This is a genomic window from Pseudarthrobacter sp. RHLT1-30-1 (assembly GCF_059383415.1).
Genome location: NZ_JBWZCG010000023.1, coordinates 61405 through 75924 on the forward strand (window position 1 = coordinate 61405; position 14520 = coordinate 75924).

Annotated in this window: 9 protein-coding genes; 5 read left to right on the forward strand and 4 right to left on the reverse strand. The window is 66.2% G+C overall.

Annotation, left to right across the window (positions count from 1 at the left end):
• Window positions 1-55 precede the first annotated feature (55 nt).
• Complete coding sequence (locus AC50YM_RS15790) at window positions 56-601, forward strand: flavodoxin domain-containing protein (RefSeq protein ID WP_494957896.1); 546 nt, start codon at window positions 56-58, stop codon at window positions 599-601.
• Between the two features lie 46 nt (window positions 602-647).
• Here AC50YM_RS15790 and AC50YM_RS15795 read toward each other — a convergent pair whose 3' ends face one another.
• The 3 genes from AC50YM_RS15795 to AC50YM_RS15805 all read right to left on the reverse strand — a co-directional run bounded on the left by AC50YM_RS15795 (window position 648) and on the right by AC50YM_RS15805 (window position 5090).
• The gene (locus AC50YM_RS15795; protein WP_494957897.1) at window positions 648-2159 is read right to left on the reverse strand and encodes an MFS transporter; all 1512 of its coding nucleotides are present in this window, start codon (window positions 2157-2159) and stop codon (window positions 648-650) included.
• A gap of 4 nt (window positions 2160-2163) precedes the next feature.
• The gene (locus tag AC50YM_RS15800) at window positions 2164-3396 is read right to left on the reverse strand and encodes an amidohydrolase (RefSeq protein ID WP_494957898.1); all 1233 of its coding nucleotides are present in this window, start codon (window positions 3394-3396) and stop codon (window positions 2164-2166) included.
• Between the two features lie 149 nt (window positions 3397-3545).
• The gene (locus tag AC50YM_RS15805) at window positions 3546-5090 is read right to left on the reverse strand and encodes a M1 family metallopeptidase (RefSeq protein ID WP_494957899.1); all 1545 of its coding nucleotides are present in this window, start codon (window positions 5088-5090) and stop codon (window positions 3546-3548) included.
• Between the two features lie 264 nt (window positions 5091-5354).
• Here AC50YM_RS15805 and AC50YM_RS15810 point away from each other — a divergent pair, with 264 nt between their 5' ends.
• The gene (locus AC50YM_RS15810) at window positions 5355-7358 is read left to right on the forward strand and encodes a plasmid pRiA4b ORF-3 family protein (protein ID WP_494957900.1); all 2004 of its coding nucleotides are present in this window, start codon (window positions 5355-5357) and stop codon (window positions 7356-7358) included.
• Between the two features lie 665 nt (window positions 7359-8023).
• Window positions 8024-8767, forward strand: a complete 744-nt coding sequence (locus AC50YM_RS15815; protein ID WP_494957901.1) for a GAF and ANTAR domain-containing protein — start codon at window positions 8024-8026, stop codon at window positions 8765-8767.
• A 790-nt stretch (window positions 8768-9557) separates the two neighbouring features.
• Here the strand turns inward: AC50YM_RS15815 and AC50YM_RS15820 are convergent.
• Window positions 9558-11726, reverse strand: a complete 2169-nt coding sequence (locus tag AC50YM_RS15820) for a transglycosylase domain-containing protein (protein ID WP_494957902.1) — start codon at window positions 11724-11726, stop codon at window positions 9558-9560.
• Between the two features lie 220 nt (window positions 11727-11946).
• On the opposite strand from AC50YM_RS15820, the gene ggt reads away from it, so the two are divergent.
• Together ggt and AC50YM_RS15830 are read left to right on the forward strand one after the other, a co-directional pair.
• On the forward strand, window positions 11947-13785 hold the full coding sequence (gene ggt / locus AC50YM_RS15825) for a gamma-glutamyltransferase (protein WP_494957903.1): 1839 nt from the start codon (window positions 11947-11949) through the stop codon (window positions 13783-13785).
• A 115-nt stretch (window positions 13786-13900) separates the two neighbouring features.
• Complete coding sequence (locus AC50YM_RS15830; RefSeq protein ID WP_494957904.1) at window positions 13901-14413, forward strand: mycothiol transferase; 513 nt, start codon at window positions 13901-13903, stop codon at window positions 14411-14413.
• Window positions 14414-14520 lie beyond the last annotated feature (107 nt).

The window sequence follows — 14520 nt, forward strand, 5'->3', positions numbered from 1 at the left end:
GCACGTTCCAGCCGGCGCTGGTTCCCTGAGACTGGAGAAGGCAGGAGGCCGCATCATGACTGTTCTCGTTACCTATGCAAGTGCGCTCGGATCGACCCGGGAAATAGCTCAGCGGATAGCTTCCCGGCTGGCGGTTGCGCTGGGCGAGGTCGACTGCCGGCCCGTGGAAGAGGTCGGGTCGGTTTCCGGCTATGACGCTGTCTTGGTCGGCAGCGCCATCCACAACCAGGCCTGGCTGCCCCCGGCTTCCCAGTTCTTCACCCGCCACGCGCCGGAACTGGCCAAACGACCCGTCTGGGCCTTCAGCGTGGGGATGGCTGACGCCCTCCCGAAGCCGTTTCGTCGGAGCGGCGCGGCCCTGCAACAGAAACGCCTGGCAGGGGTTCTGTCCAGCGAGGCTCCGCTCCACGGCCACAAAGTCTTCTCCGGTGTCTACGAGGCCGGCCAGATGCCGGCGCCGCTCCGGGCCTTGTTCCGGCTCACCGGCGGCTGCTTCGGTGACCTGCGGGACTGGGCAGCCATCGACGCCTGGGCGGATCAGATTGCAGCTGAACTCGCAGAACCTGCATCGCCGACGTCGCCCGGCAGCGTCACGTCATAGTTTCGCCGCCTGGGCGGGGCGGCCCCCGCAACTGGTCGCCGACGTCTCAGCTGCCAATCGATGGCGTCGCCGGGAACTCGGTCCGCTTGACCGGCCGCTCGTCCGGCACGGTGACCATGATGGCAATAATCGCGACGACCACCATAAACAGGTTGAACAAAATTCCCACGGCGCCGCCGAAGCGCAGGGCCACGTTTTCCTGGTTCCCGATGAACAGGCCCCACGACCGGATGGTATCCGGGTCCATGGACTGCGCTGCCACGTAGAGCGCCGCCGAGATGGCCACGCCCATCGCATTGCCCAGCGACGAGGCCATCTTGTAGATGCCGGCGGCAGCCCCGGCCTCATCGTCCGGCACATTCGAGAGGGCGGCATCCGTGGACGGCGTCGCATAGAAGCCGAGACCGATGCCGAACAAGGTGAAACCAATGACGGTGAGGATGATGTATTGCCCGATCAAGGTGAACGTCATCGACGTCATCAGGATTCCGAGGCCCGCGATGGCGCTGCCCCAGATCATCGGCCGCTTCGGCCCGAAGCGCTGAAGCAGTTTCTCCCCGACGCGGATGGTGGAAAGGATCGCAATCAGGTATCCGAGGGTCAGCAGACCGGACTGCAGCGAGGACATGCCGGCGGCGACCTGGACCAGGCCGAGTGAGACGATCAGCGTCCCGGCCGCACCGTTGAGCAGGAAATTCGACAGCGTGGCGCCGGCGAAGGTCGAATTGCGGAACAGCTTGAGGTTCAGGACCGGGTCGTGCCGGCTCGTCTCGATCCCGAAGAACACCAGAGCCCCGGCCACCGCGACGGCGATGAGTCCGATGCCCATCCAACTGAGCCAGCCGATCAGCGGACCCTGGGAAATGTACACGTTCAACGCCAGGAGCGCGATGACGAGGGTGACCAGGCCGCCCCAGTCAAAGGTTCCGCCGGCCCGCGCCGCCGCCTTGGACTCAGGAGTGCCCCGCAGCAGGAACAGGGCGACGACCGAGAGCACAATCGAGATCCAGAAGATGGACCGCCAGCCGAGGAACGACGTCGCCATCAGGCCGCCGAAAAGGGCGCAAAAGCCCGAGCCGCCCCACGAGCCGATCGACCAGAACGACAGGGCCCGTTGGCGGTCTTTCCCCTGATAGTACGTCTTCACCAGGGCCATGGTGGAGGGCATGATGCAGGCAGCGGAAAGTCCCTGGACCACCCGGCCACCGAGCAGGGCGGCAGCCGTGAGGCCGCCGGCGTTCTCGGGCGTCAAGGCAATCAGGAGCGACCCGAGGATGCTCAGGTAGATGCCGATGTTCATGATCTTGACGCGGCCCAAACGGTCGGCCAGTCCACCGGCCACCACGATGAAGATCCCGGAGAACAGTGAGGTGATGGAGACCGCGAGGTTCCCGAGGGTCCGTTCGATTCCGAGTGATCCCTGTATGCCCGGGATGACGTTGAGCAGGGTCTGCGCGAACAGCCAGAAGTTGATGACGGCCAGGACAATACCGATCAGCCAGGCGTCGTTGGGCTTCCATTGGGTCCCGGTTTTGGCCGTGGACTGGGCAGTGCTCATAGTGCTAAGCCTCCTTGGCGAGGTAGGACAGTGCGGCGACGACCTGGGTTTGGACGCCCATGGACAGCGTCGGGTCGATCACGGGGGCGAAGAAGGGGGAGTGGTTTCCCGGAATGTCCTGGGCAACGGTCCCCCGGGCGGCGGCGGCCCGATACGTTTCCGGATCCACCCCGCCCACGAACCAGAACGTGTACGGCACCCCGAAGGCATCCGGAATGCGGCTGAAGTCCTCCGACGCAGTCTGCGGTATGGCGGTGCTGACGGCGTCCGCCCCAAAGTGCGCGGTGAAGGCTTCGGTGACCTGGGCTGTCACGTCCTCATCGTTGCTGGTCAGCGGGAACTGGTCGTAAAACTCGAACTCAGGTTCCTGCGGAGATCCGGCGGTAACGCACTCGCCCCGAACTATCCGCTCGATCGCCGCGAGCACCGTGGCCCGCACCTGGTTGTCGTAGGAACGGATGTTCAGCAGGAGCGTCGCTCGGTCCGGAATGATGTTCGACGTCGCGCCCGCGTTGAGCGCGCCAACGGTGACCACGGCGAAGTCCCCGGGCCTTGTCTCGCGCGACACGATGGTCTGCAGCCGGAGCACAATCGAGGCGGCCAGCACCACCGGGTCGACGGCCATGTGCGGCATCGAGCCATGCGCACCCTTCCCATGGACGGTAATCCTCAGTGAATCTCCGGCTGACAGGATCGGGCCCGGAGTGGTGGTGAGTGTCCCTGCCGCGAAGGGCATCACGTGCTGGGCGAGGGCGACGTCGGGCCGCGGCACCCTGGTGACCAACCCGTCGTCGACCATTGCCTTGGAGCCGGCTGCGACCTCTTCGGCCGGCTGGAACAGTGCGATGTAGGTTCCCGCCCAGGCGGCCCGGCCGTCCGCCATCAGCTTGGCGGCACCGAGCAGCGTGCTGACGTGCACGTCGTGCCCGCAGGCGTGCATGATCCCGTTCACGGTCGACGCATAGGGCAGATCCGTGGCCTCGGTGACGGGGAGGGCGTCCATGTCGGCGCGGGCAAGGACGGTTGGGCCCGTTCCATTGGCGAGGACGCCGACGACGCCGGTGCCGCCGAGGCGGGTCACGGCGTAGCCGAAGGCGGCGAGCTTCTCCTGGATGAGCTCCGAGGTCTTATGCTCCTCGAGGCTCAGTTCGGGATGACGGTGCAGGTGGGTGTACGTTTCGCGGAGCCAGCCGAGCTCGGAATCGAGGCCTGCCAGGACTGTGTCAGAACTGCTCATGCGCTTCACGCTCTCGGAGTCCGGGCGCCTGCACCAGCGGGCGCAGCTGACAGAATCAGCATAGACCCGGATGCCGGATTCCGCTCCTGGCCTGAGGCTCAGATCCCGATCTTCATGCCCGGCCGTGAAGGTGGGCAAGCCGTTCACGCCTATGGCAACGTCGGGTTTACGTCCCCCCGCAGCCACTCCTCGAAGAACACGTCGAGCGGCCGGCCAGAGGCCTGTTCCATGACGGCCTCGAACTCTTCCGTCGTCGCCGTCGAATCGTTGTAGGTGCCCAGCCACAGCCGGGCGCCCGCGAAGAACGCCGTGTCGCCGATCTCCAGGCGCAGCGCGTGGAGTGCGGCGGCTCCGCGGAGGTAGACCTGGCCCGCAAAGAGGTTGTCACGGCCCGGGTCCGAAATGTCCAGCGCCCAGCCGTTGTTCGCATCGAGGTACGCCAACGCTTCCGTGAATTGCCCCTCCATCGTCGCTGTGTCCTGTTTCTCTGCCCACAGCCACTCGACGTAGGTCGCCCAACCCTCGTTCAGCCAGATGTCCTGCCAGTCGGCGGGGCTCACGCTGTTGCCGAACCACTGGTGGCCCAGTTCGTGCACCACGGTGTATTCGTTCGCGGCCCTCGAGTAGACCGGGCGAGTCTGCGTCTCCAGCGCATAGTCCACCGAATCGTCGTCGACTATCGCGCCGAACGCCTCGAACGGGTACCGCCCGAACAGGCCAGCCAGGAATTTGATCATCTCCGGTTGCAGCGCGAGTGACGCCTGCGTCCGCTCCAGAGCCTTGCCGGTGACGCCGGCGTCGATGGCGTTGATGATCGGCAGCCCGCGCGGACCCACATCGTACGAGAGTGCAAAGTCGCCGACGCCCGCCGTCGACAGGTAGCTGGCCATCGGGTCCTTGGCCTTCCACGTCCACGTTGTCCAGCCGTCCTTCGTCGCCGGCTGGCCGGACGGACGGCCGTTCGCCACTGCCGTTTTTCCCTCCGGCACCGTGATACGGAACGTGTACGTGGCCTTGTCTTCGGGGTCGTCGTTCACGGGGTACCAGGTCGCCGCGCCCTCGGGCTCGTTGACCACCATGGCGCCGTCGGCTGTGGTGACCCAGCCGTACAGGGCGCCGGTGGTGTCCAGCGGGCGGCCCGTCGTCCCGCCGTACTCGATGACGACGGTCGTTTTCTGGCCGGCCTCCAGCTTCTGCGGCAGCCCGATCGTGAGTTCCCAGATCCGGTTCGTGTCGTCCTGCGCCTGGGACCATTCGGCCGGGGTCTTGCCGTTGACCTGGACCGACGTCACGTCAAGGCCCCGCAGGTCGAGGTTGAGCGACTGCAGGTCCTGCGTCGCGCGCAGGGTGACGGTCGCGACGCCGGTGAGCCGGCCTTCGAGCACGGCGGGATCTGCCGGCGGGGCGTAGCGGAGGGCGAGATCGTAGTTCAGGACGTCGTACCCGCCGTTGCCGGCGTAGGGGAAGTATGCGTCGCCGCTGCCGGGGGCGCCGGCCGTGTAGCTGGGTGTTTCGGCTTCGGGGGCGGCCAGAGCCGTGCCGCTGGTGGCTCCGACCGTGCCAGCCGCCAGGACCATGGCGATCGCGATCCGGTGCAGGTTTGCGCTTCGCCATGTACCGGTCTCCGATGGCCCGCGGACATGCCGCGATCGGGTGACTTTTGTTCCGTCTGCTGTGCAGTGGTTTTCGATCATCTGACGGTCCTTCCCGCTCATTGTCTGGAAGTCCACGGAAGGTCAGGACCCCGGGCCCTCCATTGTCCTCAGGGCACCCTCGGAAAACCTTGGACCCACGGCGCCGGCCACACGTACGCCACGGCAACGGGGGAGCCCAGCACGGGGGCCGTCCCGGCGGGCCGGGCGCGCGCGGACTCGCCTTATCGGCGTGGAAAACTGGCATGCCGCCCAAAGGGTCAGTACCGTCGATGCAAGGACAAGTTCGCAAGCGGCAGGGGCACCATGAGCAAGAGCGGCAAGAACCGGCACAAGGGCAAGGCCACCAGAGGCGCGGGAAGACCCGCTACCCGGGGCTCGGCGCCCCAGTCCCTGAGCGCTTTCCGGGCCGAACGTTCCGTGGACGATCTCACTCCGGCGTTCGTCCGGTGGTTCGAAGAGGGCTCTCCCGGATCGGCGGCAGCCGCCCTGGACTGCCTGACGCTGATCAAAGCCGTTATGGCCCGCTACATGGAACGCACGCCGGCGGCCGACGTGACGAGCCTGGAACCTCTCGGCCTGGCAGCCGCCGTCGAGGACGAAATCGTGGCCGCGGTCGACGCCGTTGACGCGGTTGGCGCCCTGGCAGGAGCCGCTGCCGTTGACGCGACCGTCCGTGAGATCACGGGCTTCGTCGTCGACACCGTCCGCGCCTTTATCGAGTTTCTCGTCGAGACCGGCCGGTGGACCGGTTCCGCGGACCAGTTGGTGGACGTCGTGGACTACTTCACGGCCACCTCCACCTCCGCCGGCAGCGACGACGACGAGGACGACGACGAGGACGGCGGCGGCTGGGGGCGCGTCGATGTGCCGGACATCCCCGAGCAGCAGTCCCTGGAGGCGTTTTCGAATTTGCCCCTGATCCAGCGGGTCAGGGCGCTGCTGCAGTGGATCGGCGACGGGAAGCCGGTCACGGCGACCGGTGCGCTCCGCCAGCGGGACATAGAGGCGGCGGCCGCCTGCGTCGGCGTCGTCGTCCGCGGTGGCACCAAACGGGCCGGTTCCCCGCTGCCGGGAACCGCTGGCGCCGCCGGGGACGTGCCGACGGTCCGTAGTATGTTTGAGGTGCCGCTGCTGGCCCAGCTCTGGACCACGCTGGAGTCAACCGAGCTGATTCAGATTTCGGCGTCGAAGGTTGTCCCCACGGCGGAGGCCGTAATGTTCCTGGCCGGCGGCGGGTCCGGGCGGCTGGCGGAACTGGTGTTTATCGTTGACCAGTACCTGGAGACGACGGTGCTCGGCTGGGATCCGGCGGAGCCCTGGGAGAGGATGATCTCCGGATTGCAGGTGTCGCTCCTGCTCGCGGCGGCTACGGCCGATCCGCCGGAGAAGGCGCGGGTTCTGGCCACCGCGGACCACGCCCCGGCCGCGGAACGGAAAATGGCGGGCCTGCTGACCGGCGTGGCCATGGGGCGGCTGGAGGAGCTCGCCGAACTGGGGCTGCTCACCATTGACACGCATCTTCGGGTACCCCCGGCCCTTATCCGCTGCGTTGCGAACGTCTTCGACGACGACTGGGTGCTGGCAGACCTGGGGCTCGGCGAGGCCCCCGACGACGAGGGCTATGACCCGGCCGCGCAGGGCGAGGTGGCCCTTTTTTCAGCAACTCCGGAGATGTCACCACGGGAGCCGAAACCTCACTTGTCGGCAGGAACGGCGGCACTGGCGGCCGCGGGGCCGGCCCTGCAGCTGAAGATTATGCTCAACGGTTCGAAGCCGCCGATCTGGCGGCGCGTCCTGGTTCCCGCGGGCATGCCGCTCCCGCAGCTGCACCAGGTGATCCAGACGGTGTTTGGTTGGCTGGATTACCACCTGCACCAGTTCCAGACCGGCGGTTTGCACGGCCCGACGTACGCGCAGCGGAACCCGGGCGCGGATGACTTCTATGGCGAGCCGCCCCTTGACGAGGCAGCGGTGACAGTCGGAATGCTGCTGCCTGAGGTCGGGAGCAGCATGAACTACACCTACGACTTCGGCGACGACTGGGTGCTCGCCATCAAGGCAGAGAACGTGCTGGAGGCCGACGACGGCGGGCGGCTTCCGCGGTGCACGGCGGGGCGCGGTGCGGCGCCGGCGGAGGACAGCGGCGGGATCTGGGGCTGGGCGAACATCGTCACAGCGGTCAATGATCCGCATCACGAAGACCATAAGGAATACCGGGACTGGCTGGGGATGCTTCCCGGCGAAACGATTGACCCCAAGGCCTTCGACCTGGACGCGGCCAACCAGGTCCTGGCTGACCTCTTCTGACGCCGGCCGGCGCATCTCTTCTGTCGCCTGCCGGCGCGCAGATCGCCGCTTGCCGCATCGCTTCCCGCCCGCCGGATCCCTCGCCCGCGGAAGATGGTTTTCCCGTCGAGCGGCTCCGCTCTTGAACCGCGGGGCTTTTTGTTATTCTGAAGGCGGTCAGGCAGTCGGCCTCTCGATTCGTGGAGAGCTCTGCAAATGACAACCAAGCCCGGTACGACGACAGTCCTCGGACATGCGTCCTGGCCCGCGCCCCGATTGCCGCCCCAGCTTGGACACCGCCCGTTTGGCGACCCCGCACCAACCCGCTTCAGAGGGTCCCTGCCGCACGCAATCCCACGACCGACTTTCCGGCTGTGCGATTTGCGGGAGTGAGAATGCTCCCGGCGGCCACTCGATGTATCGGGGTCTGCCGCTGAGAACCCACTTTCTTGATGTGGCCCGCAAAGATATTGGGGGCGGGCCACATCCGCGGAGGCGACGGGGCTGACGGCGATACTTTCCGCCGGTCCTGCCGCCCGTTGATGGGAGGATGGCTGTCCCGGGACCTCCAGCACTTCAGGGCTGCGGCCGGCCCTCCGGCACTCGAAGCTCGGGACCTTCGGCACTTCAGGGCTGCGGCTGCGCCGGGTAGTCTCCGGCGCAGGGAACGGCTGGGAGGAGCTGGGATGGAGATGGACGAGCTCAGGCTGCGCGGAGTCCTTGCTGACGAACTCCAGGACCTGGTGCTTGAGAGCGAGGACGTTGAGGAATTCCTCCGTGAGCTTTCCCGGTACGCAGCGGAGGCCTTGTCCAGGACCGGGCGGCGGGTGCTTTGCGGAATCACCGTCACAAGGCGCAAGAGGCCTGCGGCGACCGCGGCAAGTGACCCGGACGCGTTCGCGATGGATGAGATGCAGAACGAGGCGGGGGACGGTCCTTGCCTGGCTGCCATGCGGGAGTTGAGGACGGTCTACGTCAGGGATCTGGGCCATGACCGACGGTGGCCGGTGTTCTCGCAGGCGGCCACCAGCCGGGGATACCAGTCGATTTTGGGTGTCCCGGTCGAGCTGGGAGACCAGGCACGGGCCGCGCTGAACCTTTACGCCGAGGCCCCGTCGGCGTTCAATCCGGAAGACATTAGCCAGGCGGAACATTTCGCCCAGCAGGCGGCTAAGGCCCTGCGGCTCGCCCTCAGGATCGGCCGCCTTAATGACGCGCGGGACTCGCTGGCCGCCGCCATGGAGTCCCGCACCATCATTGACATGGCAGTCGGGGCGATCATGGCGCAGAACCGGTGCTCACCGGAGAAGGCGTTTGCGTTACTCAAGGATGCGTCCAATGCCCGGAACATCAAGCTCCGGGAAGTCGCCAAAGCCGTGATCGCCTCGATTACCGGAACGTCCGACGTCGAAACGCACTTCGAAGAATAGGCCCCCGAGGCGGTATCCGGGGCGGCGCCGAGGTTCCGGGGCGGTGCCGCGGTTCCGGAGCGGGGCCGCGAACGAGGCGGTGCAGGTGACGTCGTGACCGGCGTCAGCTTCCGTTCGCCCGGTTGTGTGACGCCCGTGTCTGTCGAGACGCCGGACCCGGCTGGTCGTGCTGTGAGCCGCGGCTTCGCCCGGTCTGCCCGTGTGAAGCCCGCCGTTCCGCGGCCGGTCCGCCGTGACCGGGGAGCCGGTGGGCCTCCGGTTGCTCTTCCGCGCTGCGCTGCTGGAGCTCTTGAGCAATGAGCCCAAGCAGTTCATAGGCCACCTCCGACCCGGCGAGCTCCACGCAGTGTTCAAGCGCGGCCTGAAGCCGGTACAACTCCGCCGAGGGCACAAGCGGCCAGCGCCGGAACGTGCCGAAGATGCGCGCGGCAGGGAAATCCTCCGGAACCTGGTGGTGGACCGTCAACCCGCCGCCCCCGGGAGGAGGGCCGGGGCGCGGCTGGCCACGGGGGCATGAGCCGGGCGGTATTGACTGGTTGGTCTCCCGAAACGGGTGAAAGTGATGGTGCCGGAATCCATGTTCACGGCGACGGTGACATCGGGTTTGCTTGTCATAGACACTGTCCCTCTACGAATCACGGTGGCCGCTGCCTGACCACTTTCAGAATACCGGCCCGGCCCGGGGGAGTGTCACATCCATGTAACCAACGGTCTTCTCACGCGCGTAACTACGGACGCCGTACGTTTGGCGCGCAGCACTTCCCCAGGGACGCGCGCACGTTCCGTCGGGCTAATCGTCGTCGTCACCGTTCTTGGATGAAGGCCTCTTGGTCATGGACTCGGGCGGCCCCGGGAATTCCGCGGCCGGATACAATCCTGCGACCTCAAGCATGTAGTTGGCCCACTGCGGTCCGGCCAACATATAGCCGTCGATGCTTTTGTAGAACTTGCCGTTCACGCTGATGTTCTGGCCGAGCCGCTTCTGGCCTTCCAGGGCATCTCCAAAGAACGACGCGGTGGCCAGACCGCTGGTGTAGCCAACCACCCAAGTGGCGCCGTTGGTGTTGGAAGTGCCGGTCTTGGCCGCGACCGGGAAATGGGGGTGGAGCTTTGGCTTGATGTACACGCCGGAGTCCTTTTTCAGCACGTCCTGCAGCACGGAGTTCACGCCGCGGGCTACCTGTGGTCGAATCGCGTCACGGCAGGACTTGGCCTGGGCCGGGAGTTGCTGTCCCGCCTTGTCAGTCACGTCCGCAATGGCGACCGGCTCGCAGAACCTGCCGTAGTTGGCGAAGGTCGCAAAGGCGTTGGCCAGTACCAGCGGTGCCACCCCTATCGCCCCCAGCAGGTTGCCCAACTGATGCATGTTGACCTGTGCGTTGTCCAGGCCGCTGTGGATTCCGACGGCATCCACGACCTTCTGGATCCCACAGAAGTCCAGCTGGGCGGCCTCGGCAAAGGTGGCGGTGTTGATCGAGTTGTACAGGCCGTAGTCGACCCGCATTTCACGGTAGTAGCCGGCGTCGTTGTTCTGCAGGTCGTCCGCCGCGCCGCGGTTCTTCTCCTTCGTGTTGTAGGCGCCGAGCACCTTCCCGCAGCTGGATCTCCATTTGAAATCAAGAGGATACGTCCGGCGGGAGGCATTCACGGTTTCGGCCAGTGACTTGCCCTCCAAGAGCCATTGCGCCAGGGTGAACGGTTTCATGGTGGACCCCGGCTGGAACCCGCCGGCGCCGTTCAGGTCATTGCCCTTCGCGTCCTTCGAATCGACATTGAAGTTCAGCTGGGTATCGAATTTTCCGTCTTCGGGGAGGAACACGGTGTTTTGCGCCATCGCCAGGATCTTTCCCGTCCCCGGCCCGATAGAGACCAGTGACGCGCCCCACTTGTCCGGGTTCGCCCCGGCCGTGGCGTCGACCTGCGCCTGCGCTGCCAGCTGCAGCCGGCTGTCCAACGTGGTGGTGATCGTCAGGCCGCCCCGGTACAGCTTCCGCACCCGCGCGGCAAGGTCGATGCCGTAGGCCGGGTTGTTGAGGATGAGATGCGAAACGTAGTCGCAAAAGTACGGTGCCATTTCCGCGGCGGCGCAGCCCTGCCTCCCCGGCGTGACGTTCAGTTCCACCCCGGTGGCCACGGCGGCGTCGTGTTCCGCCGGCGCGATTTTGCCGAGCTCGAGCATGGCGTCGAGGACGTCGTTGCGCCGGGCAACGGCGTTGTCGGGATAGACGGCGGGATCGTAAAAGCTGGGACTCTTCACCAGGCCCGCGAGGAGGGCTGCCTGCGGCAGGGTCAGGTCCTTGGCTGTGGTGCTGAAGAAGTGGCGCGACGCGGCTTCGATGCCGTAGGCATCCCGGCTGAAGAACACGATGTTGAGATAGCCCTCAAGGATCTGGTCTTTGGAATATTTCTTCTCCAGTGCCAGGGCGAGCCTCATTTCGCGCATCTTTTTACCGATGCTCTTCTGACCGTTGAGGACAACCCGGTCGCCCATATCCGCCGACACCAGGGACTCATTGAGAATGTTGTTGACATACTGCTGGGTCAGGGTGGAGGCGCCCTGCCGGCCGCCGCTGGTCAGATTGGAGGCCAGTGCACGAAGTATTCCCTGCGTGTCGACGCCGGCATGCTTGTAGAAGCGGCGGTCCTCGACGGAGATAATGGCGTCTTTGATATACGGGGACATCTGGTCCAGGCTGACTTTTACCCGGTTCTCCGCGTAAAAGGCGGCGATCGTCTTACCGTCCGAAGTCAGGACCTTGGTCGATTGGGACGGCGTATCGACCGTCAGTTCCGCGGGGAGCTCGTTAAAGAACACGATCGATTCCCGCAGGGCAACACCTGCCGCGGCAACAGGGGGTACCAGGAGGCTGGCGGCAATCACCCCGCAAAGTGCGCTCACGGTGAAGTACCCGAGCACCCCTCGCAGGGCCCTGGCCAGCCGCGATCCCGATTGTGCCATCCCCTGCTCCCCGTGGTGTTCTGCCGCCGGCCACCTCACCCGGACCGGAAGGTGCGGCTTTCGGGCTGGCAAGGCGGCGTCGTCACCGTTGGCTTAGATGTTGACACTCCTCTTCGGGCGGGACAAGACCCCGGCGAACGCCGTGCTGTTGAGTGTCGTGCTCCGGCGGAGTAGCGTGACAACAAGTGTCAACACGCATCACAGGGACTTGGGAGCGATCATGGCAACTATGACACGTGGGCTGGTGGCCCTCACGGCCGCCCTCGCCCTGAGCTTGACGGGCGGCGCCGGCGCCGGTCCCGCGTCGGCCGATCCGAGGGAGACAGTCAAGGACTCTACCGCTACGGGGTATGGCGGGGCCGTCAGCACCGTGGATCCGGAGGCATCCGCGGCGGCAATCGAAGTCCTCCGGAAGGGCGGCAATGCTGCGGACGCCGCCGTCGCAGCGGCCGCGACCCTCGGCGTGACCGAGCCTTACAGCGCCGGAATTGGCGGCGGAGGCTACTTTGTGTTCTACAACGCGGAAACCGGCAAGGTCGGCACCATCGACGGCCGCGAAACAGCGCCGGCGGACATGCCGACCGACGCGTTTATCGAGCCGGGAACTGGTGGCCAGCCCTACCGGTTTACGCCCGAGCTCGTCACGAGCGGCGTGTCCGTGGGGGTCCCTGGCACACCGGCCACCTGGGAGCGCGCCCTGGACCGATGGGGCACGCTGAGCCTGGGCGAGGCGCTCAAGCCTGCCATCAAGGTGGCGACCCGCGGCTTCGTGGTTGACGAGACGTTCCGCCAGCAGACCCTCGACAACTTGCCCCGCTTCTCGGCCTTCACCTCGACGAGCGCGCTCTTCCTCCCGGGCGGCGACGCCCCCGCCGTCGGCAGCGTCTTCCAGAACCACGATCTCGCCGCAACCTACCGGCTTCTGGCGAAGCAGGGTACGGACGGCTTCTACGGCGGGCCCCTTGCGGCGGAGATCGCGGCCACGGTCCAGGCACCGCCCAAGACTGCCACCACAACGCTGCCGGTCCCGCCGGGCTACCTGACAACGGATGACCTCGCCGCCTACCGTGCCCTGGACCAGGCGCCAACGCACGTGGAGTACCGCGGCCTGGACGTTTACGTCATGGCTCCATCGAGCAGCGGCGGCACCACCGTTGGTGAGGCGTTGAACATCCTGGACACGTTCAACCTGTCCGAGATGGCCACGCCCGCCGCCCTGCATCATTACCTGGAGGCGAGCGCGCTTGCCTTCGCGGACCGCGGCAAGTATGTCGGTGACCCGGCGTTTGGCGACGTGCCCACCGCCGCGCTGACTGACCCGCTGTTTGGCAAGGAGCGCTCCTGCCGAATCGACCCGCAGTTGGCGGCTGACAAGCCGGTCCTGCCGGGGGACGTGTCTTCGTACGACGGCGTGTGCCCGGCTCCGGCCGTGGCGCCGGAGGATGAGAAGGACACCGAGAACATCTCGACGACCAACCTGACGGTCTCGGACAAGTGGGGGAACGTCGTCGAATACACGCTCACCATCGAGCAGACCGGCGGCTCCGGCATTGTCGTTCCAGGCCGCGGCTTCCTGCTCAACAACGAACTGACCGACTTCTCCACCGTCTTCAACCCGGCCGACCCGAACCGGATCCAGCCGGGGAAGCGCCCGCGCTCATCCATGTCGCCCACCATCGTGCTCAAGGATGACGAGCCGTTCCTCGCGCTGGGCTCGCCCGGTGGTTCGACGATCATCACGACGGTCCTCCAGACCATCATCAACCGGGTGGACCTGGGGATGAGCATTTCGGACGCGATCGCGGCGCCCCGCGCCTCGCAGCGGAACACCAAAACAGTCACGGCTGAGCCGGACTTCATCAAGGCGTACGGGAGCGCGTTGAACTATCCGTACCGTCATGAGCTCACGCCGGCAGGCGATGCGCTCACCTCGGCGGCTGAGATCGGCGCGGCGACCGCCATCGAGTTCCTGCCTGACGGCCGCACGGTGGCAGCTGCCGAGCCCGTGCGGCGCGGCGGCGGCTCGGCGATGGTTGTGAAACCGTCGCCCAAGCCGTGACCCGCGCCGGAGCATCAAGTGCCGGGAAAAATCCGGTCGGGACAGCGGCCTTCCTCGTGGTGCTGCCTCCATGCAAGCATGGGTGCTCACCGGAAATGCACAGTAAGGGGACCCGATGAGATCCAACGAATTACTGCTGGACGCGTTCGGCCGGATCCGAGAGATCGTGGCCGCCACTCTTGAAGGGGTCGACGACGACGCCCTGGTCCGTCGGCCGGCCGGCAACGGAAACTCCATCGCGTGGCTGATCTGGCACCTGAGCCGGGTGGAGGACGCTCAGGTGGCGTCCGCCGCCGACCTGAAACAGGTCTGGACCGCGCAGGGGTTTGCCCGACGCTTTGGCCTGCCGCTGTCCGAGCGCGACACCGGGTACGGCCATTCGTCCGACAAGGTCAACGCCGTGAAGGCGCCGCCGGAGCTGTTGCTGGAATACTACGACGCCGTTCACCGGCAGACCGTTGAGTTCGTCGACACCCTCGGCGACGTGGACTTCGACCGAATTGTCGACACCAGATGGGACCCGCCGGTGACGCTCGGGGTACGGCTGGTCAGCACGATTGCCGATTGTCTGCAGCACGCGGGGCAGGCCGCGTATGCCAAGGGCCTGAACCCCGGCCGCGCAACCTAGTGCTCCGTGTTAATGGTTTGTTTGCGTTTCATCTTGCCCAGGAGGTACTCCGCTGACTTGGTCCAGGTGAATGGTTTGGCGTCCTGGTTGTAGTTCTCGATGTAGCG

Coding starts and splice junctions, on each gene's coding strand:
- AC50YM_RS15830 (WP_494957904.1), top strand. CDS start 13,901: ATGAGATCCAACGAATTACTGCTGGACGCGTTCGGCCGGATCCGAGAG.
- AC50YM_RS15790 (WP_494957896.1), top strand. CDS start 56: ATGACTGTTCTCGTTACCTATGCAAGTGCGCTCGGATCGACCCGGGAA.
- AC50YM_RS15815 (WP_494957901.1), top strand. CDS start 8,024: ATGGAGATGGACGAGCTCAGGCTGCGCGGAGTCCTTGCTGACGAACTC.
- AC50YM_RS15800 (WP_494957898.1), bottom strand. CDS start 3,396: ATGAGCAGTTCTGACACAGTCCTGGCAGGCCTCGATTCCGAGCTCGGC.
- AC50YM_RS15805 (WP_494957899.1), bottom strand. CDS start 5,090: ATGATCGAAAACCACTGCACAGCAGACGGAACAAAAGTCACCCGATCG.
- AC50YM_RS15810 (WP_494957900.1), top strand. CDS start 5,355: ATGAGCAAGAGCGGCAAGAACCGGCACAAGGGCAAGGCCACCAGAGGC.
- AC50YM_RS15820 (WP_494957902.1), bottom strand. CDS start 11,726: ATGGCACAATCGGGATCGCGGCTGGCCAGGGCCCTGCGAGGGGTGCTC.
- AC50YM_RS15795 (WP_494957897.1), bottom strand. CDS start 2,159: ATGAGCACTGCCCAGTCCACGGCCAAAACCGGGACCCAATGGAAGCCC.
- ggt (WP_494957903.1), top strand. CDS start 11,947: ATGGCAACTATGACACGTGGGCTGGTGGCCCTCACGGCCGCCCTCGCC.